Source organism: Microvirga arsenatis (genome assembly GCF_009910705.1).
Lineage (GTDB): Bacteria > Pseudomonadota > Alphaproteobacteria > Rhizobiales > Beijerinckiaceae > Microvirga > Microvirga arsenatis.
In genome coordinates, this window is the sequence record NZ_JAAAXJ010000003.1 from 210,294 (window position 1) to 232,707 (window position 22,414).

Here is a 22,414-nt window from a genome sequence, read left to right on the forward strand (position 1 = left end):
CCATTCAAGTTCGTGTTGAGGACGTTCCTATTATGTTCTCGTTACGGAAGGTGTCAAACCACACGCAGAAGTGTCTGTGAATTTTGGGGAGAAGGGTGTTGCACAGATGGGGTTCAACGACGCTTTAGAAACGCTAGAAACAGCCAATCTGGCGGAGCTGCTCCTGCCAGTCCGGGGGCAGCTGCGCCAGACGTGAGAGGCCGGCCCCACCCGGGAGTGTGCCATTGATCGCCGCCTGCACGATGTTCGGGGCGAGGAAAGCGAGGTTCAGGGTCAGCCTCACCGAGCGTTCACTGCAGCCTTCACGATCAGCAATCAGGTCTGTTGTTACGTTGGCATCGGAGACCAACTCATCAACCCATGACCGAGCCTTTGCAATCGCGTCGATCAGCCGGACACGGGCCTCGGCCCGGATTGGCTTTTGCCGGGGTATTCCGGGGACGTCGGCAGAGGGAGTAATCACCTGCCGGCGCCGTCGATGAGGGGCTGGCGACCAGGAGAGAATGTGCGACGCCTGAGACTCAGCCTGATCCCGCAACGTGAGACTGAGCTCCCCTTTCCGGACCACAACACGATCGATGCAAACCTCCACAAGCTCGCGGTCGGAGACCTCCGCCGACATCTGCGGCCCATTGCCGGTTCGTGCCAGATTGCGGAGGGTGTTAACCACGACGGCTTCAATCTCAGGGGCAGGAACGCGATAGATCGAACCAGCTTCGTGTTTGCGCCCCTGTGCCAGAGCGCAGGACACATAGTACCGGTAGCGGGCTGAGCCCTTCTGGGTGTGTACTGGGGACATCCGGTGACCCCGGTCATCGAAAATCCGTCCCGCTAGGATTGAGGTCGTGGCAGCTCTGGCCTGCGACCTGCCACGCGATTGTTGGGCGAGCCTTTCGTTCACCGCATCGAACAGCTCTCTGGAAACAATGGCTTCGTGCTCACCCTCATAGCGTTGTCCGCGATGAAGGATCTCGCCGAGATAGGTGCGGTTTTTGAGGAGATAGGCGAGGGGGCCACGCAAGAAGGGAATGCCGCCACGGGTCTTACCTGAGGCCAGAGGTCGTCGTTTTGACACGATGCCTCGTTCACGCAGCTCCTGCAGCAGGAGAGTGAGACTGCCGAAGGCAAGATAGCGCTCGAAGATCATCCGAACCTGTTCGGCTTCCGCTTCATCAATAACGAGCTTGCGATCCTCCACCCTGTAGCCCAGTGGTAGATGACCGCCCATCCAGATGCCTTTCTTCTTCGAGGCTGCAATCTTGTCCCGGATGCGCTCACCCGTGACCTCGCGCTCGAACTGCGCAAACGACAGCAGCACGTTGAGCGTCAGGCGTCCCATGCTGTTCGTGGTGTTGAAAGCCTGCGTGACCGAGACAAACGACACCCGGTGCGCGTCGAACAATTCCACCAGCTTTGCGAAGTCCGCCAGGGAACGTGTGAGCCGGTCCACCTTGTAGACCACCACGACATCAATGAGATTGGCGCGGATGTCGTTGAGAAGCGACTGGAGGGCAGGGCGCTCCATAGACCCTCCCGAATATCCACCGTCATCATAGCGGGCAGGGTGCAGCCGCCAGCCCTCATGAGACTGGCTTTTGATATACGCTTCTGCCGCTTCCCGCTGGTTGTCGAGGGAATTGAATTCCTGCTCGAGACCGGAATCCGACGAGACGCGGGTGTAGATCGCGCAGCGGAGCGTTTTCGGAGCAGGAGCCTTCATGGATGCTCCTCCCTGTTAGGGCCTGACGCTGTCTTGTCCCGCAGGCCGAAGAAGCGGGGGCCGTTCCAGCTGGTGCCGGTGATCGCCCGTGCGACCTCGGAGAGGCTTTTGAAATGGGCTCCATTCCAGCGGAAGCCGGTATCGCTGACGACAACCTGATGCAGAATCCCCCCATGCTCCCGCACGAGCACGGTACCGGGTTTGAGCGTCTTCTTTTCAGGGACCGCAGGGACGGTCCTGGTCGCTGGCTTTCCACCCTTGCGCTGGCGCGCAATCCGCTCGAGAAACCGGATCGTCTCGCGATCAAGATCACCGAAGACATTGGTCTGCATTTTATAGGCGATCATGCGCACGAGAAGCGGACGGTTCAGGTGGGCCGGAGCCGGTGACCGATAAAGCCTGCGCCACCGGATCCTCAGTTCGTGCAGGTCAAGGCTGTCGAGGCGATCGAGCTCGGCTTGGAGATTGGTGGTCAGGAAGGACGCAGCCTCCGCTGCGCCCTGGTGCATGCTAAGGGAATTCGTGAGCATCGGTGACCTCATGCTGCTTGGCCGGCAGAGGTCTCGTTCTCCGGCAGCGTGAGGCGATAGACGCTCCGGCCGGTCTCGTTCTTATCGTTGGTGATCGTATGGCCGCTCTTGCGCAGGCCGGTGAGGGCGGCACGGGTAGTGTGCGGCAGCCAGCCTGTGGCGGCCACAAGATCGTCGAGGGTTGCGCCCTGCTCGCGACGCAGAAGTGAGATCACAAGCGCCTTCTTTGACCCGTCTCGTGCTGCGCTGGCAGGCGGGGCATCCGTCACCTGTGCAACGTCAGCTGCCGCAGGGTTAGGACAATCCTGATCAGGTTGGATCCCGATGGCTTGGAGACCGGTGGGTGTCAGCTTGAAGCCGATGCGGTTTGCCTCACTCTCGCGCCAGTGCGGCTGGTGGGGCTGGACCATGATCTCCTCGATCAGCTGGCCGCGAAGCAGTTTGGCTGTAACAGCATTCGCCGCTTTGCCTTTCAGGTTGATGGGCGGAACCAGGAGAAGATCCTCCCGCTGGGAGGCGGCAGACAGCAGGAGAAGCTGGGTGTCAGTGAGTTTCATAAGGCGATCCTTTCTCAGAGAATGACAGCTGATGGCTGCCACCGCCTCAGGCTCCCCATCGGCCCAATACCAAGGGGAGCAGGATCGTCAGCGTTGTGAGAACGGTGTCTGGTGGTCAGGATGTGGAGGATCGTTCCTGAAGCCGCTCGAGAAGGCAGATGGCATTGAGCAGGGTCCTGGCCTCGCGCACCGGCTCTTCCAGGGACAGCGCCATCTCGACCGCATGACTGCTGGCCCCAGCCTGCGCGCAGGTCAGGGCAGCCTGGGCCACGGCCGAGGCGTCCCGCAGGCGCAGGCAGATCGCCTCAAGACCAGTCTCGATCGTCAGGGCAGCGGGTGTTTCGGGCTTGCTCATGGTGGTGTTCGTCTCCGTCATGGCCACCATGAGTGCTCGGTTGCGCCTCAAAGTCGAGCATGATCAGAGCCATGGCATTGCGTTGTTGGCCCTGGTTTTGTCCTGTCATGATCATGTGCAAGACGAAAAGGCAGATCCATCGCTGAATGCGCCGTTATAGGCCTTCTCTCGTGAGCCTATGGCTGAGCAACGCGCATAAGGAGGGGGCTCAGAAGTCCTGTCACCGCGGATGCGAGACCTGGACCGGCAGAACCCTTGAGCGTCGATTATCGCGTGGTGCCGGCCTTCAGGCGGGTCCGGCCTTTGGCCCGGGCCAGCACCTGAACCAGTTCCAGGGCAATCTTCAGATCCGTATCGGACAGAATGCGCGTGGTTTCCCGCAGCTGGAGCTCAATCTGCAGCCGCTCCGGTGCAATCTTGCGCTCGGCAATCCCTTCCACAAGCTCCGGCAGCGGAACGCTGAGCACCCGGGCGAGATCGGCAAGCGTTTCGATCGTCGGCAGCTGTAGGCCGCGTTCGATGTTCGAGATGCTCTCCGGTGTGCGGCCGACTTTCTCGGCAAGAGCCTCCTGGGTCAGCCGCGCACGCCGGCGCGCCGCCTGAACCCGCAATCCCAAAGCTAGCTTCAATGAATCGGCCATAGGCCGAAACGTGACTTCGAAAGATGCACTTGACCATGAACCGTAGTTCGAGCAATGCATGTGAAGACGAAGCGGAGTTCGAGGGGCGATGACAGTACAGGGTGTGAGTAAAGATAGGGGCTGTCCGTTGGTCGGGGCCGAACAGGGTCGCTGAACGGAGGAGGCTCAATCATGCGTTTCATTATCTTCCTGGCTGGCTTCCTTCTGTTCAACGGCGCAGGCCTCTACGGCTTCACGGAGTGGCAGTCTTACATGTCAGATGCCGGACGCACGGCGTCGCTCAATCAGTCCTTGCGTCAGATCGGCCAGTCGGGACTGAGCATGCCCAACCCACCAGACCTCGCTCCTGCCAGTCTCGCAGCATCGGTCGGCTTCAGCATCATGCTGCTGGGATGTGCCCTGATTGCCGCCGGCCGGCCGGGCCATCGGATCCAGTTGCGCGAGCCCTGAATGAAACTGGCCCCTACAGATGCACTGATGCTCCCTGCGGACACCCGGCCAAGCATCACTGTCTGTCTCATGGAGGGCCGCATGCTGCGCATCGCCATCGCTTGATGTCGGCCTGCTCTCAGGTGTGCGCCTGATCGTCTTGGCGAGAGCCTTCTGGGACAGCCCCGCACGCTGGTATGCGGACTAAAATTATCCGTCCACAAGCGAGCTTCAATGAAGCGATCAAAGGCCGGGAGGTGATTACGAATGATGGACATGAACACGAGGCTGGATTTGGGAAATATAGCGTGAGACGAGCCAAAATTCGGGGAGATATGCAATGAAGATGGCAGTCGGGGTCCAGGGCTCTGTGAGTGTAGCAGGCCCACTCATGATAGGAGACAACAAAAGAGGTCATCATGGGAAGTGGATGATCAGCTTGCTGACAAACTGCCTGAGCAGAAGGACACGGTGTTTGCTGTTCTCTCGGTCAGCGGCATCTCTGGTTTGTCTGCTGGCTGTCACATTCAGCAGCGGGAGCTTGGCTCAGCAGAGCCTTGCGTCGATTGAAGGCAACTGGAGTGATATTCCGGGAGACTGCCGTAAGTTCAGTACGCTTACCCGCGACAGGTGGTTCGTCCCTGGGATTGATACGATGGCTGTCTCAGATATCCGACCTGATAATGAGGGAGGCCTGGAGTCGATCTCGATCGTACTCAATGGCAAAATGAGGGTCGTCTTCAGCCAGATCACGAAGAGTTCGATGCACACCTCCTTCGCGAATGCATCAGGGCAGATGTACAGCTTCAAGCTGTATCGCTGCGACGGCGGCGCGGCACCAGCAACGGAGGGCAGGACTGTTCCGGTTCAAAATCCACCACGGTCTCAGGAGACGGCGATAATTCAGGCGCTTGCAATGCAGATGACGAGGCGGCTTGAGCAGGAATACTGGCGCACAGGCGCGGCAACCCTGCCGCCAGGCGATGTTGCCATGCTGTGTGTGACCCGAGCTCACCAGATCTATCCATTGGGGGATCCGCGCTTTGCACCGGATCAGGCCATCCGGCTCCGAATTGACGTGATGCGCAGGTGCTTTGTGGCTCAAGGATATCAGGAACAATAGGTCCATTGCGCCAAGAGTTGCGGTTTCAAACCCAGGCTGACTGTTCAGGACCTTTGCTTGTCATCAACGGATCGTTTGAAAACGTCTCTCAAGTCATTTTGTTAACCAGCTGGCACGGGCAGGGCTTCCGCTCAGCCGCCCAAAATGGCTTAAAACCAGGGCTTCTGGAGCCATTTTGCGCTTCTGCAGGGCTACAGGACAGTGGAGCAAAGAGCATCCGCAGCACGGCACCGGGGCCCTGCGGATGCCATCGTGCAGAAGGTCGAGCTGCCTCAGCTCACAGCGTAGCGATCACTTGCTTAGCTTCCGTATGCCAAGTTATAGGTCGTTTGCTCAATAACTTAGATGCGGGGCGGGAGCGTGGCATTTCTGAGCGGGGCAGGGGACTTCGGTGAGGACCAGCTGGTTCCGCGCAGCTACGCTCTGCCGGACCTCCCATGGGAGAGCATCGCCGGCCGTCTGGAACAGCTCACGATCGGCATCCTGCGGTTTGACGCCCGTCTCGCCGCCTCCGGCCTGGCGGCCGGCTGGCAGGCGCGCTGCGACCTGACCGAAGCGGTGCGTGCCCTTCTCCTCGACGGCCATCTCGTCGATGTCGGCGATCTCGTGCTGCACGATGCCGGCATGGACGTGCGTCACCCCACCCACGCGCTCACCCGCGCCGCCGCGGCGCTCCGGGCGCGGCGCACCGCCCTGGCCCGCCCCGCCCCCTGGCCGCTCTCCATCGACGGTCTCGCGGCTCTGCGCGGCATCGGCCCGGTCAGAGGGGAGGGGAATCACACCCGGCCCCGGGGCAGGCCCGATCCGGACGACGAGGCGGCCTATCCGCCCTTCGCCGACGATGCCGATCCGTGGCAGGCGCATTTCGCCGAGATCGATGCCCTGCTCAAGCGCACCAATACGATCCTCGCCGGCGAGACCCCGCTGCGGACAAGCCGGTCGCATCTCGTCTACGATCCTGATGTCGATGAGGCGGAGAACGAGGACCTGTGGCTCGACGTCGTGAAACGGACCTCGCACTGGCCGGCGGTGGCGGCCGCGGCGGTGGCCTGGAAGGCCTGGCTCGATCTCAACCTCTACCCCCGCCTGCCCTGGCTCGGGCTGATCATGGCCGCATCCATCCTGCGGGCGAGGGGGCTGACTGGTCACCTGCTGCCGCTCGCCGCCGGGTTCAAGCAATCAAAATTCCGGCCCCAGGGGCGGGAAGGGGCGACAGAGACGCTGGAGGGCTTCTGTCAGGTGCTCGAGGCGGCCCTCGCCATCGGGAACAAGGATCTCGACCGGCTGATCCTCGCCCGCGAGCTGATGCAGCGGGTGACGAAGGAGTGTCGCTCCAACTCGAAGCTGCCGGGATTGATCGAGCTCTTTCTGTCGCGGCCGCTGGTGACCGTGCCGCTCGCGGCCAAGCTGCTGCAGGTCACGCCCAAGGCGGTCGACCTGATGCTGGCCCAGCTCGGGGGCGCCTTGCCGCGCGAGCTCACCGGCCGAACCCGCTACCGCGCTTGGGGCATCGTGTAGAGGCTGCTGACAACAAAGTTGGGGATCGTCACACGGACACCGTGCTCCCGACGAGAGCCGGGTTCTGCAAAAATCTAGTTCATTTCATCGGCGCGTCGTAAGTTTAGTGGCTATCCGCCTGCGGTCGCCAGCGCCGCCCCAGGATGGCACAACGGGATTTCGGCTCATCCGGCTTGACCTCGAACAGCCGCTCCTCGTCGAACACGCTCTCGTACTCCGACTCGGTAGACCCGCCATGCTCGTCGTCAACTCTCGATTGGAACCGGACATGAAGGAGCACATGCGAGATTGTGCTAGGGATCTTGGTCGGATAGGTGAAGACTTGGCGAATGCCGGGCTCGACAAAGTAATAGTACCGTCCGAGTGGCTCCTGCGGGAGCAGGTCGACCTTGAGCAACTTCTCTGGAAATTCGAGTCGCTGCTGTCCCCTATCCCAATAGCCTAAGGGCGCGCCCGACCGGAGCCCCAGCATGGGCACCTGTATGCTGCCGAACTTGCGGCGGACCTGACTCTTGTTGTGCACGATGATGCGAATGTCGGTGATGTACTCCCCTTGCACCGGCCCCAGGAAACGGCACTCAAGGTCGAACTCGGTCCGGGGCACGCTGCTGCGCTCGATGCGGCGGATCTCGTCCTCACGCGCAAGCTGCTCAGCACGGATCCGGTCCTCCCGGACCTGCTGCTCGTTGCGGAGCTGAATCTCTCGCTCCGACCGCTCCCGTTCCGCACGCATGCCGTAGTACGCCAGCGTCACGGTCGCCAACGTCGCGAGGAGGCTCAGGAACGTAACGGCGAGCTCCCAGTGTTCCACCAAAGGCTTCCAAGATTCCATATACGAAGTTCTCCCTGATCCTGCTCACACAGAAGCGGCCCTCGGCCGGCGCCGCCGGGCATCGGCTTGCTTGTTCCGGGCCTCGGGCTGCGGAGGGACAGCCCATTTTGAGGAGTGGCAGCGGACAGGTGCTGGTTTGGCGTTCAAGCCGTTCCATCTTCCTCACGGAAGACGCAGGTCGAGGAACACGGGGCAATGGTCGCTCACGTTCTTGCCGGTCACGTCCAGCTTTGGGCTGTCGCTGGGTTCAGCCCAAGCCCACAGCCGCTTGTTCAGGATTACATAAGCGATTGAGCGGTCCGGCTCGGGCGAGTGTCCGGAGCACACGAGCGCTTGGCGGTAAGGAACCATGAACAGGTCGAGCGTCTGTGGGTCTCGATCATCGAGGTCGCGCCACAGGGGCTCGTTGGCGCGGTCGAACACCCGATTGAAGTCGCCGAGCAAAACGAAGTCCTCGCCCGCGCGCTCGCGCACATCGATCCAGCGCTCCAGGATGGGAATCTGCCGCACCAGCATCTCGCACGCTTCCTCAAGGTTGGGACGCGAGGGGTTCCGGTAGGAGGCCGGATCCTCGATCCGGGCGCAACCACTATTGAGATGCAGGCTGACGGCCCAGAAGCGTCGGCCCCCGGCTTCGACCAAGGCGGCCGTGCCGTCCCGCACCGGATGGCCTTCGCGGTCCGTGATCGCGAGCTCGGCAATGGGCTCGATGCGGATCAACTTCACCTTGTCCTTGCGTAGAGCCAGCGCCGTGTAGATGTCGCGTTTCTTCGGATTCGCGAGCTTGCTAGGGTCGGCTCGCAGGTCCTCCTCGAACCGGCGGGAGAAGATCAAGTCGTACGTCGCCTCGGGGAACGCCCGCCGCGCCGCCTCGGTCGAGCCCATCTCCTGCAGCCCGACGATGTCAGCATTGAGCTCGCGTGCGAGGTCGGCGATGGCCCGGTAATCGGCGGCTGTTCTGATCTGTCCCGGACCTCCGCCGGGTTCCGGCCTTAGGTATTCGCCTTCAACATGCCAGAAATTGGCGATGTTCCACGTCGCCACGCGCACTTGTTCTGCGGCGGCGCTCGCCCAAGTCAAGAATACGGTCGCGAGGGTGATGAGAAGCCGCAGCATAAGTCGCCTGCAGGAAGGCGCGGTTTTGGCCACGGGCGGAAGGCAGCGCGCCGTGATCAGATGATACCGCCGTCTAAGGCATTCTGCTCTCCACCGGGCGCGCCGCAAAGCCGGGCAGAACCGGACCAGACCATAATTTCCCTGGCTCATACGGATCAGCGCCATCAGGTCACCCCTGTCCATCGCTGAGGGGTGCGGCGGCAGCACCTGGCCTGCACTTGGCGCGAAACATCCACCCGCACTGCCCAGAACAGGTTTCGGAAGGCGAAGGAGCCCTAGACGGGTGCACGGGAGCCGTGCCGTGCGCAACGAGCTTGTGTTTGCTGCGGCAGCCTGGGCGTTGGTCGTGCTGGGGTCGAACCGCAATGACCCCGAGCACACGGCAGGCGCTACAGAGCTCGCATTCCCTACAGTCCACCAGGACCAGGGTAGACCGTTCCGTCCGGCGCGTGGGCTCCGGCATAGGCCCCGTCGCCTGCGACGCAGGCGAGCCCCCCATTGACCGACTGCACGCGACATGGACTTTGCGCCGCCAGAGCGCCCGGCTGGAGGCGGAAGTCGCCTGCCGCGGGTGCGACGAAGCCGGGATCCCCATGCCGGCCGCGGGCCTCGAACGTAGGCCCGAGCGACGGATCCGCGGGGAACCCGTTCGAGCTCACATCGGTGTCAAACTCGCTCGCGAGGTCGGGCCGTTCGCGCCCCACCTCGTCGACGGGCAACCACCGGAAGCAGTCGAAAAAAGGCAATGAGCCGGTCGCCCCCTTAAACCGCCGTAACTCTTCACCCCGGACCAACCGCTCGCCGCAAGTGGCGTCGAACGTGACCGGACGAGGAGAGCAAAGCTCGGCGTCATAGCCCGGCGTTCCGGACTCGCAGAACAGGATCGCGTTGTTCCAATGACGCAGATGCACCGCTGCCCCGGTTCCTGTCACCGGCGCCCGAAGGTACCAGCTGTTGTTGAAGACATAGACCGGCCCCAAGGTGGGATAGCGGAAGGTGTCCGCCTCCATGCCCTTGTCCGGAAGGGAAAACTTCAGGACGCGCCCAGCGATACTGGTATCGCAGCGCTGGTCCTGCTCCTCCATCCAGACATCCGCCAGTTTGCCATTGCGGAGTTCGCGCTCCAGAAGGGCGACCGGCAGCCACGTGGCGGCCGCGTAGTCGAAGTGGCGGTCGAGCGCCGGATCGAAACTGCCTCCCGCCACCGGCTTCGGGATGGGATGGCGCTCGCAGGGCGGGCCGCCGCCGGCGCTCTTTGACCATCCCAAGGCCGGCATGTCGTCGAACCAGCCTGTGTTCCCGAAGATGTAGACCGGGCCGCCGCCCATGTCGTCGAAAGAGAACCAGGCGTGCGCGTTGTGGATGCGGTTGCGCGCCACCACGACGTCGCGCGAGAAGACCTCCATCTCGACCGGGTTGTCGCGGAGATAGGAGAAGGTGTTGTCCTCGACTTGCACGCGCGTATTGAAACGACAGGTCTGAGGTGTGAGCTGCGACGCAGGGAGCTCCTCGCACTTCTTCGCCTTCAGCCGGATCCCGTTGTAGGCGCTGAAGACGCGGTTGCTGCGGAACACCACGTTGCCGCTTACGTCGACGCCGCCAAGCAGCGCGCCGTTGTAGTGCTCGGCCACGCCGTGGTGGGTCACGCCCCAGGGCAGGGTGCGCCATGTCCGGCCCGGGCAGCCCAAGCTGGCAACCCGTGGCTCGGCACCTGCTGCTTGCGCTGCGCACACTTGTGGGCCCGCAAGGCTGGTCTTGGCATATCCGCTCGTGTCCTGGACCCAGGTGACCCCCTCCACCGTGATCGCATCGGATGGGTTGGATGTTGAGCCCTTGACGGCCAGCCCGTAGCTGCTGCCGCGGATCAGCGTGTTGCGGAGGGTCACGCGCCGGCGGCCCACAGCCCGGACGGCCGACAACCAGCAGTCCTCGAACGTAAGGTCCTCAAGGATCAGCCCGTCGACGCGATCGAGGTCAACGCAAGCCGCCGCCTTGAGCCGACCGCTCGACCCGAAGGCGGGCACGGCGAAATTGCTGGACGATGCGATCATCTCACGCTCCGCCGCTTCAGTGAGGGTGACGAGCAGGTCGCGCTGCCCCCCGGATAGGCCGGCGATCACAAGCGAGGTGTCGGCGCATGTCCTCTCGCTGTCCTGATCCGGCATCGTGCAGGCCTGGAGCGCTTCGATCGTCTTGCCGGCGAACTTCGTGCGCGCGCCGATCCCCTTGATGGTGATCGGCGGGGAGTTCGACGTGCCCTTCTGGGAGACCACCAGACGATCCGAGTAGACTGTCACGCCCGCGGGAGTCTCGGCGAGGAGCTGTAGGGTGTCACCGGGCTGCAAGAGATCGATCATGGCCTTGTCGAGGGCGCGCGTCTTGGGCGCCACCTCCCGGCCGGCGGCATCGTAACCGGGACCGCCGGACGGCGTGGCGACATAGGTGACAGCCAGGGCATGGCTGGTGCTGAAGCCGAAGAGCAGCAATGCCTGAAACCCGAAGCGGGGCAGACAGGAGTGCCAGGCCAGCCAAGGCAATCCGTCGCGCATCGACCATCCTCCTTGCGTTAGGGCAATGTAGCATGGCCCCTGCCATGCGGGCGGGCGCAATGGGATGATGCGGTCGCTTCCGAGCTGCCGCACCGATGTGCCTGGTCAGTCCAAGGATGTGCCCAAAGGAGCTCGCTGCAATGATGCAAGTAGAAGGCTGCTCCATTGGGCTCATCGGCCGCTGATGCCGGCCTGCCATGGTGCAGGGATCCTGGGAACAGACGTCTACGCCGTCTTATTCGTGCCTTATACTTATTTGCCGTGTTCAGGACGCTGTGTGCTCCTGCATTCTCAGCCTGGCATCATGCCAGATTGAGGCTCCTTGCCCAAACGTGATGAGGCCGGCGGACCATGACGATGCTGCTCCGAGCTGCCATGTTTGCGATCGGGATCGGCGCGATGCTCGCTGCCGCGCCCGTCCAAGCCCAGGGCACCCGGCCCGCTGGGGTGTCGGACGAGCAACTCTTCGGGACGGTGCTGCGCGCGTCGAAGTGGGAGACGCTCCCTATTCCGGTATGCTGGGAGAACCCCAGTGCCGCCGACGCCCATTACCGTTCCATCACGCGGTCTGCGGTCGAGGAGACCTGGGAGCGGTACTCCGCTGTGAGGTTCACCGGGTGGGGCAGGTGCAGCGACAATGCACCTGGCATTCACATCCGGATCGCGGACGAGGGGCCACACGTTAAGGCGCTGGGACGCTACCTCGATCAGAGGCCCCAAGGCATGGTGCTCAACTTCACCTTCCGAGAGTGGAGCCCGGGTTGCCAGCAGACGCGGGACTTTTGCGTCTATGCCGTTGCGGCTCATGAGTTCGGGCATGCGTTGGGCTTCGCGCACGAGCAGAACCGGGACGACGCTCCCAAGGAGTGCCGGGCCGAGAACGCCCAGGGCACGAAGGGCGACTACAATGTCACCAAGTATGATCCCGTGTCGATCATGAATTACTGTAATCCGGAATGGAACAGCGACGGAAAACTCAGCGCGCTCGACATCGAGGCGGTGCAGAAGTTCTACGGCAAGTAGTCTGCACCGCGCTCGTCATGGGTGGCATCGACCCGGCTCTCGCGCAAGACGCCGTCGCGGTCGCTGCGCGCTATGATGCACGGACCGCGCACGTGGAAACCATCGGCACCCTCTTCAACGGCACGCAGGAAGTGGGCGGCGGCTCCGGCCTGCTCGTGGGCGACAGCTATGTCCTGACGAACAACCATGTGATTCCCAACGAGCAGAACTATAAGTCTTTGGTCGTCGCCGTCAGGTTGAAGTCGCGCCTGCTCAGCCCGCACGCCGTCAAAGCGATTCATCGGGACGAGGAGAGGGATCTCGCCTTGCTCGAGTTCGCCGGGGCAGCGACCAGTGCGGGCGGTCCGCGATGCCCCATGCCGGTCGTGCTCGATGCGGCGCGCGCGCCGATGGGCACCGCAATCTACATGATGGGTTTTCCGGTCGATCAGGACCTGAGCGTCACCGATGGGCTAATCAGCAATCACAACGGGCCGAAGAACCAATGGCAGACTGACGCTCCCGTGAACCCCGGCAACAGCGGGGGGCCCGTCTTCGACAAGACCGGCGCCTTCGTGGGAATCGCAGTCGGTGGCGTGGTGAACTGGACGATCGGCGGAGAGACCCGGAGAGTGGTGGGCGTGAACTTTCTCATCCCGGCCGCCCGCATCGTCAACAGCCCGTTGTTCGGGAAGATTTCCGCCCTCCCGGCGGAGCGCCGGTGCTGGACGGAGGACACTGGGCCGCCAGTTTCGCAAGCCGTTGCGCCGCCGCCGAGAATTCGCAAGACCTATACGGTGGCCGAAACAAAGGACGACCATCCCGTCGCCTTCGCCCCGCACTCAGAGACGTACACGAAGACCTTCGGTGCCGAACCCGGATATCGGATCACCGAATGCACCTGGAACGCTTTGAGCGAGAATCATCACGGCGACCTTGCCTGCAACATCGGCCCGGGAGGGGCGTCAGCCACGTTCTTGTTCCGGCTGACGAGCGGCCCCATGGTTGACCAGTGGCGCGGTTGGTGGGGCGGTACAGTGACCTTGGCCCAGGAGCGGATACAATGAAGCCTTGTGCGATTGTCCAGCCCAACCTGCCGGCCCAATTTGCTGCTTTCAGGAGCAGTCGCGTCGCGCGATGCTGTAGGCGCCCTCGGACCATCCTGATTGGAGATGCCGGGGTAGCCTCTTGCAACGAGGGGATCGCGCTGACAGTGGAGGCGATACGCTGCCAGCTCCAAAGATCACGCGGATTGTTCAATGAGGCGGGCTATCCGACCAGCGCGGTGTGCCGGTGCAATGCAACGCCCCAGGCTTCGGTTGCTGATATTCGGATCATCCGTGTGAGATGGATGTGAGTTCCGCTCCATGAGACGCATCGGTCCTTTCAGTTCGGGCTGCGCCGAACTGGTCAGACATGACTTCGCGCACGTGATTGCCTATCAAGCACCGGCACACGGTCTCGTGCAGGCGGGCGTTGGCTACCAAATCTTACGGGCATTTGCCCAAAGCAGTGCTAGAATGACGGCCATAAGTCACGATGGGATCCTGTACGAGGGCGACCCGGAGATTCGGCTACGAATCCGATGACGGCATGCTCATCATCGGCTCGGAGGAGGAGAACGGCGCATGTCTGACCAAACCGCCCGGCAGGAGTTGTCCCGCGCCCTCTTGCGTGATGTGGCCCCCGACGAGGGAGAATTCTTCGACGTCTACGATGCGGCAGCCGCGAACCCCACTGACGACCGCTTGGCCGGGACTGGGTTCGGTCCGCCGCCGGAGTTTGCCGGCCTGCTCGGGATGGCTGCGGTGCTGGTGGGACAATCGATCTTCGACAAAGTCCTGGAATGGAGCGCCGATCTCGCCGGCGAAGTCGCCAAGAAGGTCCTGACCGATGCCGCCGCCGAGCAGCTCAAGCGCTGGCTCCGCGCCCCCGCGAAGGAAAGTCTCGGAGCTGTCCTGACCGGCGCTGGTAAGGTGGAGATCCTGGCCATCGTGGAGCGGGACGCGCGCGCGGCCGGCCTCTCCAAGGACGACCAAGCCAAACTTCTGGCTGCCGCTGCGAGACAATTGGGTCTGACTCGGTAGCATGCTATGGCCGCATCCAACACCGTGCGCGCCGCCGCCATCGCTGCTGTGATGCGGCGTGAGTCGCGGCTGCGGACATGGCTGTTGCTCCTCATCGTGTCGGTCGTTCCGAGTCTGCTGGTCGGCACGTCATTCCCGTTCACGTTGACGGATCTTCTGCTTCCGCTCGGCCCGCCGCTCAGCCACATGGCCCATGCCGGCCTGCTGTTCGCCGGCACCTTCTGCATCTTACTGATAATGGCCGCCGAACTCACCCGCCGGAAGGTACGTGTTCCCGAATCCAGTCCGGGCGTCGGACCGACCGTCTCCCACGTGCTGCAGGATCTGGCGCGGCGCGTGGGGATCGAAGCCGAGGCGCAGCCCTTTGGAGGATTGAGGAGCCGCGGGATCGAGGCGGTGGCGGTCGGGCGCCGGCGCATCGTGCGGATCGCGACCGCCCGGTTGCGCGAGGTCAACACGCACCCCGAGGCGTTCCGCTTCACGCTGGCGCACGAGCTCGCCCATCTCGCGGCCGGCGATCCGCGCGCCGACCGTTGGATTGCCTGCGCCTATCTTGCGGCGTCGGTGTTCATGCTGGTCACGTTCGGCAGTGTCCTTTGGGAGGTGGGCAGCACCGCCGCGACGGCGTGGCGCTTTGGCCCGGATGCGGTGGCAGGCAGCCTCAGGGTGGCGGCGCTCCCGCTGGCGGCAAACGCCATGTCGATGGGCACGCTGGCGCTCCTTCTGTTCTTCGAGCGCCGGTCCGCGATGCGCCTGCGCGAGTTCCACGCCGACGCGGTGGCGACCGCTCTGGTCGGGCCGGGAGCCAGCGCGATCGACAGGCTGCAAGGCGCCGGGGGTGGGGCACTGACCCGATGGGTCCGACGACTGGTCAGCGATCATCCCGAAAAACATTTCCGCCGCCGTGCGCTTTCGGAGCACACCGTCGCCTTCCAGGCTGACCGAATCCTGTTCGTCCTGCAGGGATACTTTGCCGCCACTGTAATCGAGATGCTGCTGCAGGTGCTCTTCGTGAATGCCTCCCCCAACGTGTCGACCTTGGCGGAGAGGCAGCAACAGCTATTCCTCGTGCTCGAACACTTTCCCCTGACGGTCACGACCCTCATGGTCGCGGCAGCGCTCCTGACTTTCGTCTCCGGGCTGCTCGTGTTCAGGCGGGTGAAGGTCCTCGCCGACGCGGCAGGCGCAAGGCAGGTCCCGGCCCGGTTGGTCACGCAGGTCCCTCTCTTGGTCGGTGTTGGCGTCGGCCTCGCCCTTGTGAGCAGCCAGACGGTCCTGTGGGAGCTCAGCAGCCTCGGCTGGCGCCTGGACGCCGTCGTCGAGGCGGACCCCGACCGAGCATCGGTTTATGCCGCCTATCTCTTGGGTGTTGTTGCCGCAATCCTGCTCATCATCGGCGACAAAGGCCGCTGGTCGCTGACCCGCGGCGGCACGGCTGCGCTCGCAGCTCTGCCGGTCGCCTTCGCCCTCTCCGCCGGCCTGCGGTTCTATATCCGCTGATGCGTCGCGCGGCGGGCTCGGGACCGTTCCGGCCTCGGGAGGGGTGCCCGGCGGCCGCTGGGGCCTTGAAGAGCGATCGGCGCAGGCGTCCAGTACGCCGTCCCGGCGGCACACGATCACGGACAGAATCGCGGGGACCGGCGATCGATGGGCTGCGGCGGCGCGCATGCTGACGGCCACGGCCGTACCGATCCTGTGCCACAGTTCGCCCTTTGCCCTTCACCGTGATCATATGCACCATCTCCAATGGTCGGGGCCGCGGAGTGGCGGTACGGTCGGTCACCGCCCCTGTGAACCAGCTGTTGGCGACGATCCGCAGGCTTTGATTAAGTCCGATGAAGGTGGCGAGCATCGTTTGATGGCAGATTTTAGAGGTCCAAAGCGGCACGCCTTTGTCCTCCAATAAGACTAAATGGGTTGCTCTTCGCTTTGTATTGATTCGGACAAGCACCGGCGGACCCAAAAGTCCGTTCCGAATCGGATGCAGCCATCGCGGTAGAAGTCCGCTCGCTCGGCCAGATAGCGCTGATACGCCTTCTTGGAGCTTCGCTCAATGCTCTCCAACAGGGCCGGGTCCGTATCAAGTGCCAGCGCGATCTCCTCCGCTCTGCGGATTGCCTCCCAGAGGCCCCGGCCGGCGAGCGGGTCGAAACTGGCGTGAGCATCGCCGATCCGGACTGATTTCGGGCCAGCCCGCAACGGCAGCCATCGGCAAGGTAAGGGCATAGCCCGGACCACAGGTGCGTCGTGCAGCCGTTCCAGCAATCGTGCGATACGTTCCGTTCGCGCAAGGAGCCCGGACGCGAACAGAGGCGGCCTCTGTCCGGACAGCGACAGCGCGTCGGTGATCACCCCGATACATGCGAGGCCGTTAGGACCCGCAATTCCATAGGTCCATCCGTCGTGACCGGCCTCAATCATCAGACGAGCGTCGACTGGAGCTCCGGATGTGGACATCGTGCCGGTACCGACAAGAGCTACGAGCTTGTCGTCATACTCCCGCGCACTTCGTGGTCCGAAAGGTGTCGCAAGGCAGCCGGACGCGAGGATACACCACCCTCGATCATCACGATGCATGCGTTCACTCTCTGCAATGGCGACTCCTGCGTCGACGGCTCGCTTGCTGAGCAGACTCTCGAAGGCAACGCGGTCGACGGCCCAGGCGCACCCGTAGGGCGTGTTGATATAGTCCGCGCTAGAGACTCCATCGGTGCCCCAATGTGACCACACACCAGGACACGGCTGTGCGACAGCGAGCATGTCGTCGCGGGAGATCCCGAGCCTCGCCAGTGTGGTGAGGGCGGATCCTCCCAAAACGTCGACCCGTGACTGTCGATCCGGCCGGTGTGGGCGGGCGTGAAGCGTGATGGTCCAGCCACGCCGCGCCAGGGCGATTGAAACTGCTAAGGCTGCGGGGCCGCTGCCGATCACGGCTGCGCGACCGTGGTGGCGCTCGGCAGAGGTCATCTGCCAAACCGCATCCGGCGCACCGCGGCTCTGTCGGCTTCATCGGCGAACCCGGCGGCCTGGGCCCGTAAATCCGCAGGCGATGGAGGGGATGGCGGCGGGACAACGGCGCCGGATACGGCGGCTGGCGCCTTGTTCTTCGTTCCGGGATGCGTCTCTACGTAGATCACCGGCGGGAAATCAGGGTCGCCGGCGACACCCGGGTAAGCCTCCACCACGCCCATCGTCCCGAACTGGTGGATCAGGTGCTCTCCCCAGTCTTGCGCGAGGCTGTTAAGCGGAAAAAACCAGCTCCGCCTCTCGAGGAATGCATTGATCCGCTCCTCGCGCGGCAGCGACGGGTCGACCGCCCGCTTGTAGTTTGCGTGGGACAGGACGAAGTTGGGAACCCGTGAAGGCCAGAAACTCGGCGCATCGTACACCAGTTTGTCGTCATACCCTGCCAAGCATCCGCCTGTGTCGATCTGCCAGGGCAGCAGCATCCATCGCGTCAGCGAGCCTGGGAACTGTCCGTGCAGCGGCCCCTTTGGACCCGTCGCCGTTCCCGCGTCCAAGTGGGTCCCGTAATCGGGCTCGGGTCCCGTGGCGCGCGCGATGCGGAACGGTTTCGCATAAATCGACAGGTGCCGCATAGGCCACGTGAGCTCGATCCCCGGATGGAAAGCATCCGCCGCGCAGAAGTCCAGCGCCGCACGATCGAGAGTAGCCGGCTGGTCGCGCAGTGGATAATCGTCGATCACCTTGGGCGGAGAGGGGACCTTCCCCCAGTCCGCGACGAAATCTCCCTCGCTCCAGGCCTTGAGATAGCGCAATCTTTCTCCGCCCAGCGCGAGGTTCTGGTACCGGTCGCTGGGATCTCCCGTGCCGAAAGAGTCGCCGTACAGCCAGGGCCACGCGGCCGGGTCTGACGGGTCGGGCGTCTGCTCCCTGAAGATCTTGAAGATGGCCATCCGCAGCGGCTTGAACACGTCGGCGGTGGCACCGCCGTGAATCTTGCTGATCCGTTCGATGTGGGCTCCGTCGCAGAAATCGAACGGTCCGCTATGGCCGAATACCGCCGCGAAAGCCCGGTTGACCCATTGGAGGCTGCTCAGGCGGGCGAGGATCGTATAGACGTCTTCGGTGAACGAGATGCTGTCCTTCGGCGGGAGCCACTTCGCGTCGACGTACAGATCGGTCAGCAGGTCATGGAACGTCCGCCATGACTTCAGGTCGGGAGCGTAGTTCGGAGGCGCGGACACGACCCAGGCTCCCTCCGTTGGGATTTCCGTGCCGTTGACACGTACCGTTGCATCCACCGGACCGTCCGCGACGTCGTCATGCCAGTCCGTAGCATTGCCGAAGGGATCGTTCTCGGAGCCGACGAAGGGCGGGGCCCCGCTCGGGGAGCGCGAGATGCCATGGCCGCTGAGGAAAAGGAGGCGTCCTGCCTCGCCCGTGCGGATTTCGCCAAGGTCTACGGGCATGCCCTTGAAGGTGCCGGTGTCGAACCGGTACTCTGCCGCCCCGCCTTGGTTGCGCCCTGAAATCGAACGGCGGCCCGGATCGATCACCAGGCCGCGACGCTCCTCGGGATCGACAATGCCCGGGTTGCGCCGCTCGATGATCGTATCCTTGAGCGTCTCCAGATCCATCGCATGCCGGAACTTGAACCAGGTGGCCTTGGAGTTCGCGACGTGGACGTGCCAAGTGATGTCAGCGTTGTCGGCGGTCAGCTCGGCGACGACGTTGTCGTCCTTGTCGTACCCGTAGATGCGGAACTCCACGGCCTCCCGCTTGAGCAGGCCGCGTGCGTCATGCGAGCTGTCAACCGGGCGGGGCGGTGGGTAGGGGACCTGCGGCGCCAGCAGGTATGCAACTTCGCTACTCCCCACCCGCGCGACGCCGATTGCCGGATGGATGGACGCCCTCACAATTACTTTCGCCATATTACTCCTCCGATGCGGAGCGCGGGATGTCAGGCCTGACGATCCGCCACCTGACAATGTCCAAGCCTCAAAATTCCCGCCGCTCCTGAAAGACTTCGGTCGTTTCGAGGCCGTTGCTGCGCAGCACACGGATCTCAAGGGCCGATGCGCCGGGAAATTGGTTGATGTCAACGTCGGCCACGTTTGGACGGTCGAGTCCGGCCGCCATCGTATGCCAGCGCGTGTCCCCGTCCGGACGGACTTGGAGCAGGTATGACACATTCGGCTCGGCAGGAGCGTTTCCCGAGAGAGGAATGTGGTGTTCGCGGCCAGGCGCCGGCGCAGCAAGCTCGACCTGACCTTTCGGCTCGGCGCTGCCAGGCGCATACTGCGAGACCTCGATGCCGTCGATGAAAAGCCTGACGTAACGCAGGGACGGCGTTACGGGAACGAACTCCTCAAACATGCGGTCGCTCCCGGCTATCCCACACGACACTGTCATTGGGTTGACGGCGAGGTCGAACAGAACCGCGCCGGCCTCGTCGACCCCCTTGACGCGGACCCTCTCCTCGCCACCCTCCAACGACGCGAACGCGACTTTAGTCGGCAGCATCGAGAGGATGGTGCCCCGTCGAGCACTGAGGTCGAAGGTGCCGATGATCTGGGCCCAGTCGCCATAATCCATTTTTCGCGCCATCGCGGCATCCCTCGCTCTGCTCAAACGATCCTCGGGGCGAATTGCGTGTCTTCCGCAACGAGCCTGTCGTAGAGGCCATCATAGGTGTATTTCGACACCCACTGGCGGTCGCAGTAGGTCATGAAGTCGGCCTAGTGCTCATGCGGGTAGGCGCGCATCCGCAGATTGAGGGCCGGATCTCCGACGTCAAACCCGATGCAATCCTGGCCTGCGTCGGAGATCGTTCCGTTGGCATATGGGAAATGCGGGTCGTCGCTGCTCTGGTTGCAGAACCCAGGATGGAAGCGGCCGAACGTGTGGGCCAGCTCGTGCGCCCCATACCAGTCTCCGTAGGAGCCGTCGTCGTCCCAATAGCCGGGACCGGCTTTGCCGCAGGGGCCGACGGCGATCGTGTTGGGTGCAGGCGCGGTCGGGACATCATTGGCCGCACCGCGGAAAAAGCCTGAATGGTCGGAGACCAGGCCATAGTAGTGCGTTCGCGGGTCCCATCCGGCATCCATATCAGCCTGCCGGATCGTGAGCATCTGCTGGTGCAGGATGCCCAGCAGCGCCCACCACAGTGGATCGAAGCCGTTGGGCAGTTGCGGTCCGGAAAAGGGAGGAACGAAGGTCGCTGGAGCGTTGATCACCGCCTGGCTCCAGTCGATCCCCGCCGCCGGATACGCACGAGTCAAGTACGACCGAAGATGGTCGAAGTGCGTCGCATCCGGCGCAAACTGCCGCGGCGGATCCTGTCTCGGGTCCGTATACCGGATCCCCAAGGCCCGCACCCGCAGCATCGGTGCGGAGGTGAAGGTCACCTGCAGTTCGTTCCCCTCTTCTAGGATAGGGAAGTCGTCGCCGCCTGCAACCACGGGGATGCGCTTGAGCCTAACCGTCATCGGACTGGCGGGTGGCGCCGGCAACAGGAAATTCAACGTGAGCGCGGCGTCGCGGCGTTGCTCGGCAAGCCCGGGGTGCTGCGTTGCACGCAGCACAGTCTCGTTGGCAGACGCCACATAGGCGCCCGGCGCGCCTGGGTGGGCCGACACGACGATCTCCCCGCGCACGCGCAGGTTGGACGAAAGGCCCCGCGGCGCGACGTAGACCCGAACGACCGTAGTTTTCCCGGCAAGGAGTTTCACCTCGTGCGCCATGTTCTGGATGGCCTGCGTCACCTCAAAGCCCAGGATGAGAGCTCCGGGCGCCTCACCCCCAGCGCCTGGAGCGGTCCGCCAGCGCCGGCGCCGCTTTGGTATATCGACGAAATTCATCGCGTTGGTTCCTCCGGCATTGTGCTCGGACAGCCGTCCCTTAGCCTAGCGTGGTCTCCCCGGTTCCACCGCAGGAACGCCGTTCGTCGTGCGACGCATGTAAGCCGCGGACCGGTAAGAAACTTGGCGCGCGTCTGCGATCGACCCTAACGGGCGATTGGCGTCAGGCGTTCGCCACGGATTGAACGAGAGATTGTCTCCGTAGGCGGCCTGTCCCGTGGCTTTTAGGTCCTGCTGTGCGAGGGTCAGCGCTCCAATTGCCTGAAACGGCGTCGGCCAGCGCCGCGTAGCGGCATCAACCGGCGTCTCGTCATCCGTCGAGAACGGTTGGAGGGCCAACTCGAAGCTCGCTTCACCACCGAGCAGGTGCCTCTCCACGTCGGTCCTGAGGAAGTGCGGATCTCCCTCGGCTGCAAGCGAGCCATTCGGAGCTTTGACCGGGCGGAGGCGATATTTCACGATTGCCTCCGGGCCGCACGCGTAGGGCAGCACGCTCCAGTAGGTCGCCGCCAACACGCTCGTCTCTGGCTTCGCCATCTCGTCGAGAACGGCCTTCGTCTCGGGATTGGCAGCCAGGTACGCGTCGAAATCACCGAACACCGCGGCGTCGGAGAACGCACAGAAATCGCGTCCTGTGTCCACGAAGAAACGATCGTGATTCTGCATCAGCAAATCGGCGGTGCCAGAATCAGGGTCGTCCGAATCCAGAGTTTCGCCATGCACGCCAAAGAGCTTGATCCCAATACCGATGGTCGCATTGGAGCTGTCGGGCGCATCAGGCGAGGTATCGCTCGAAAAACGAACCCACGCGGTGAATTCACGTTGCGCGAAAAGCCCGTACCTGTACCGTTCGTGAAGGGCAAGATCGATGCGCAGGGTGCCCTTTGCCACTCCGTGGACCTTGCGAAACACCGGCCGCGGCGAGGGCCTCTGCCCCGCCGCGATGAACCGAGCTTGGACGACGTCGACGAAGATGCGGCGCGTTTCCTCGCGAAACGAAACCTCGCATGCGGTCTTGGCCGCTTGATGCGCCGCGGCCGGCACGCCATCATCGAGGAGGTTCTTCGCAGCCGCGCGCAGGTCGACGAGCGATTTTGCCATGTTTCTCCTCCCAACGTTCCGGCTCGCGGC

Annotated in this window: 20 protein-coding genes; 7 read left to right on the forward strand and 13 right to left on the reverse strand. The window is 63.4% G+C overall.

Features of this window, described 5'->3' with window-relative positions:
- Positions 1-133 precede the first annotated feature (133 nt).
- From GR303_RS07250 to GR303_RS07270, 5 genes are all read right to left on the reverse strand, one after another.
- The gene (locus tag GR303_RS07250) at positions 134-1,720 is read right to left on the reverse strand and encodes a recombinase family protein (RefSeq protein ID WP_161722596.1); all 1,587 of its coding nucleotides are present in this window, start codon (positions 1,718-1,720) and stop codon (positions 134-136) included.
- The gene (locus GR303_RS07255) at positions 1,717-2,250 is read right to left on the reverse strand and encodes a DUF2924 domain-containing protein (RefSeq protein ID WP_246205450.1); all 534 of its coding nucleotides are present in this window, start codon (positions 2,248-2,250) and stop codon (positions 1,717-1,719) included. Before GR303_RS07255 ends, GR303_RS07250 begins: the two co-directional genes overlap by 4 nt.
- 8 nt (positions 2,251-2,258) lie before the next feature.
- Entirely contained in the window at positions 2,259-2,807 is a 549-nt protein-coding gene (locus tag GR303_RS07260; RefSeq protein WP_161722595.1) for a DUF3489 domain-containing protein, read from the reverse strand.
- A gap of 115 nt (positions 2,808-2,922) precedes the next feature.
- Positions 2,923-3,192 (reverse strand): hypothetical protein, encoded by a 270-nt coding sequence (locus GR303_RS07265; RefSeq protein ID WP_161722594.1) that lies wholly within the window; start codon positions 3,190-3,192, stop codon positions 2,923-2,925.
- Between the two features lie 236 nt (positions 3,193-3,428).
- Positions 3,429-3,803 (reverse strand): helix-turn-helix domain-containing protein, encoded by a 375-nt coding sequence (locus GR303_RS07270; RefSeq protein WP_161722593.1) that lies wholly within the window; start codon positions 3,801-3,803, stop codon positions 3,429-3,431.
- A 171-nt stretch (positions 3,804-3,974) separates the two neighbouring features.
- Here GR303_RS07270 and GR303_RS07275 point away from each other — a divergent pair, with 171 nt between their 5' ends.
- The 3 genes from GR303_RS07275 (at position 3,975) to GR303_RS07285 (ending at position 6,873) form a co-directional block, all read left to right on the forward strand.
- Positions 3,975-4,253 carry a hypothetical protein gene (locus GR303_RS07275; protein WP_161722592.1) on the forward strand — a complete coding sequence of 93 codons (279 nt, stop codon included), beginning with the start codon at positions 3,975-3,977 and terminating at the stop codon, positions 4,251-4,253.
- 520 nt (positions 4,254-4,773) lie between these two features.
- Positions 4,774-5,355: a hypothetical protein gene (locus GR303_RS07280; protein WP_161722591.1), complete on the forward strand. Its 582-nt coding sequence runs from the start codon at positions 4,774-4,776 to the stop codon at positions 5,353-5,355.
- A 360-nt stretch (positions 5,356-5,715) separates the two neighbouring features.
- Entirely contained in the window at positions 5,716-6,873 is a 1,158-nt protein-coding gene (locus GR303_RS07285; protein WP_343038421.1) for an RHE_PE00001 family protein, read from the forward strand.
- Between the two features lie 103 nt (positions 6,874-6,976).
- On the opposite strand, the gene GR303_RS07290 is transcribed toward GR303_RS07285, so the two are convergent.
- The 3 genes from GR303_RS07290 to GR303_RS07300 form a co-directional block, all read right to left on the reverse strand.
- On the reverse strand, positions 6,977-7,705 hold the full coding sequence (locus GR303_RS07290) for a hypothetical protein (protein WP_161722590.1): 729 nt from the start codon (positions 7,703-7,705) through the stop codon (positions 6,977-6,979).
- Positions 7,706-7,867: 162 nt separating this feature from the next.
- Complete coding sequence (locus GR303_RS07295) at positions 7,868-8,821, reverse strand: endonuclease/exonuclease/phosphatase family protein (protein WP_161722589.1); 954 nt, start codon at positions 8,819-8,821, stop codon at positions 7,868-7,870.
- A gap of 407 nt (positions 8,822-9,228) precedes the next feature.
- On the reverse strand, positions 9,229-11,370 hold the full coding sequence (locus GR303_RS07300) for a hypothetical protein (RefSeq protein WP_161722588.1): 2,142 nt from the start codon (positions 11,368-11,370) through the stop codon (positions 9,229-9,231).
- A 351-nt stretch (positions 11,371-11,721) separates the two neighbouring features.
- Between GR303_RS07300 and GR303_RS07305 the strand changes: the two genes are divergently transcribed.
- The 4 genes from GR303_RS07305 (at position 11,722) to GR303_RS07320 (ending at position 15,959) form a co-directional block, all read left to right on the forward strand.
- The gene (locus GR303_RS07305) at positions 11,722-12,393 is read left to right on the forward strand and encodes a M12 family metallopeptidase (protein ID WP_246205449.1); all 672 of its coding nucleotides are present in this window, start codon (positions 11,722-11,724) and stop codon (positions 12,391-12,393) included.
- 17 nt (positions 12,394-12,410) lie between these two features.
- Positions 12,411-13,439: a S1C family serine protease gene (locus GR303_RS07310; RefSeq protein ID WP_161722587.1), complete on the forward strand. Its 1,029-nt coding sequence runs from the start codon at positions 12,411-12,413 to the stop codon at positions 13,437-13,439.
- Positions 13,440-14,000: 561 nt separating this feature from the next.
- Positions 14,001-14,459: a hypothetical protein gene (locus tag GR303_RS07315; protein WP_161722586.1), complete on the forward strand. Its 459-nt coding sequence runs from the start codon at positions 14,001-14,003 to the stop codon at positions 14,457-14,459.
- A 6-nt stretch (positions 14,460-14,465) separates the two neighbouring features.
- Positions 14,466-15,959 carry a M48 family metalloprotease gene (locus GR303_RS07320; RefSeq protein ID WP_210254025.1) on the forward strand — a complete coding sequence of 498 codons (1,494 nt, stop codon included), beginning with the start codon at positions 14,466-14,468 and terminating at the stop codon, positions 15,957-15,959.
- A 408-nt stretch (positions 15,960-16,367) separates the two neighbouring features.
- Here GR303_RS07320 and GR303_RS24645 read toward each other — a convergent pair whose 3' ends face one another.
- From GR303_RS24645 to GR303_RS07345, 5 genes are all read right to left on the reverse strand, one after another.
- On the reverse strand, positions 16,368-16,811 hold the full coding sequence (locus tag GR303_RS24645; protein ID WP_246205448.1) for a hypothetical protein: 444 nt from the start codon (positions 16,809-16,811) through the stop codon (positions 16,368-16,370).
- Between the two features lie 611 nt (positions 16,812-17,422).
- Positions 17,423-19,354, reverse strand: coding sequence for a LodA/GoxA family CTQ-dependent oxidase (locus tag GR303_RS07330; protein ID WP_161722583.1), 1,932 nt, complete (start codon positions 19,352-19,354; stop codon positions 17,423-17,425).
- A 67-nt stretch (positions 19,355-19,421) separates the two neighbouring features.
- Complete coding sequence (locus GR303_RS07335; protein ID WP_161722582.1) at positions 19,422-20,030, reverse strand: hypothetical protein; 609 nt, start codon at positions 20,028-20,030, stop codon at positions 19,422-19,424.
- Positions 20,031-20,161: 131 nt separating this feature from the next.
- On the reverse strand, positions 20,162-21,283 hold the full coding sequence (locus GR303_RS24335) for a hypothetical protein (protein WP_201751940.1): 1,122 nt from the start codon (positions 21,281-21,283) through the stop codon (positions 20,162-20,164).
- A 45-nt stretch (positions 21,284-21,328) separates the two neighbouring features.
- Positions 21,329-22,384 (reverse strand): catalase family protein, encoded by a 1,056-nt coding sequence (locus GR303_RS07345; protein WP_246205447.1) that lies wholly within the window; start codon positions 22,382-22,384, stop codon positions 21,329-21,331.
- Positions 22,385-22,414 lie beyond the last annotated feature (30 nt).

Coding starts and splice junctions, on each gene's coding strand:
- GR303_RS07270 (WP_161722593.1), bottom strand. CDS start 3,803: ATGGCCGATTCATTGAAGCTAGCTTTGGGATTGCGGGTTCAGGCGGCG.
- GR303_RS07305 (WP_246205449.1), top strand. CDS start 11,722: ATGACGATGCTGCTCCGAGCTGCCATGTTTGCGATCGGGATCGGCGCG.
- GR303_RS07330 (WP_161722583.1), bottom strand. CDS start 19,354: ATGGCGAAAGTAATTGTGAGGGCGTCCATCCATCCGGCAATCGGCGTC.
- GR303_RS07260 (WP_161722595.1), bottom strand. CDS start 2,807: ATGAAACTCACTGACACCCAGCTTCTCCTGCTGTCTGCCGCCTCCCAG.
- GR303_RS07290 (WP_161722590.1), bottom strand. CDS start 7,705: ATGGAATCTTGGAAGCCTTTGGTGGAACACTGGGAGCTCGCCGTTACG.
- GR303_RS07315 (WP_161722586.1), top strand. CDS start 14,001: ATGTCTGACCAAACCGCCCGGCAGGAGTTGTCCCGCGCCCTCTTGCGT.
- GR303_RS07310 (WP_161722587.1), top strand. CDS start 12,411: ATGGGTGGCATCGACCCGGCTCTCGCGCAAGACGCCGTCGCGGTCGCT.
- GR303_RS07335 (WP_161722582.1), bottom strand. CDS start 20,030: ATGGCGCGAAAAATGGATTATGGCGACTGGGCCCAGATCATCGGCACC.
- GR303_RS24335 (WP_201751940.1), bottom strand. CDS start 21,283: ATGAATTTCGTCGATATACCAAAGCGGCGCCGGCGCTGGCGGACCGCT.
- GR303_RS07265 (WP_161722594.1), bottom strand. CDS start 3,192: ATGGTGGCCATGACGGAGACGAACACCACCATGAGCAAGCCCGAAACA.
- GR303_RS07345 (WP_246205447.1), bottom strand. CDS start 22,384: ATGGCAAAATCGCTCGTCGACCTGCGCGCGGCTGCGAAGAACCTCCTC.
- GR303_RS07320 (WP_210254025.1), top strand. CDS start 14,466: ATGGCCGCATCCAACACCGTGCGCGCCGCCGCCATCGCTGCTGTGATG.
- GR303_RS07275 (WP_161722592.1), top strand. CDS start 3,975: ATGCGTTTCATTATCTTCCTGGCTGGCTTCCTTCTGTTCAACGGCGCA.
- GR303_RS07250 (WP_161722596.1), bottom strand. CDS start 1,720: ATGAAGGCTCCTGCTCCGAAAACGCTCCGCTGCGCGATCTACACCCGC.
- GR303_RS07255 (WP_246205450.1), bottom strand. CDS start 2,250: ATGCTCACGAATTCCCTTAGCATGCACCAGGGCGCAGCGGAGGCTGCG.
- GR303_RS07300 (WP_161722588.1), bottom strand. CDS start 11,370: ATGCGCGACGGATTGCCTTGGCTGGCCTGGCACTCCTGTCTGCCCCGC.
- GR303_RS07295 (WP_161722589.1), bottom strand. CDS start 8,821: ATGCTGCGGCTTCTCATCACCCTCGCGACCGTATTCTTGACTTGGGCG.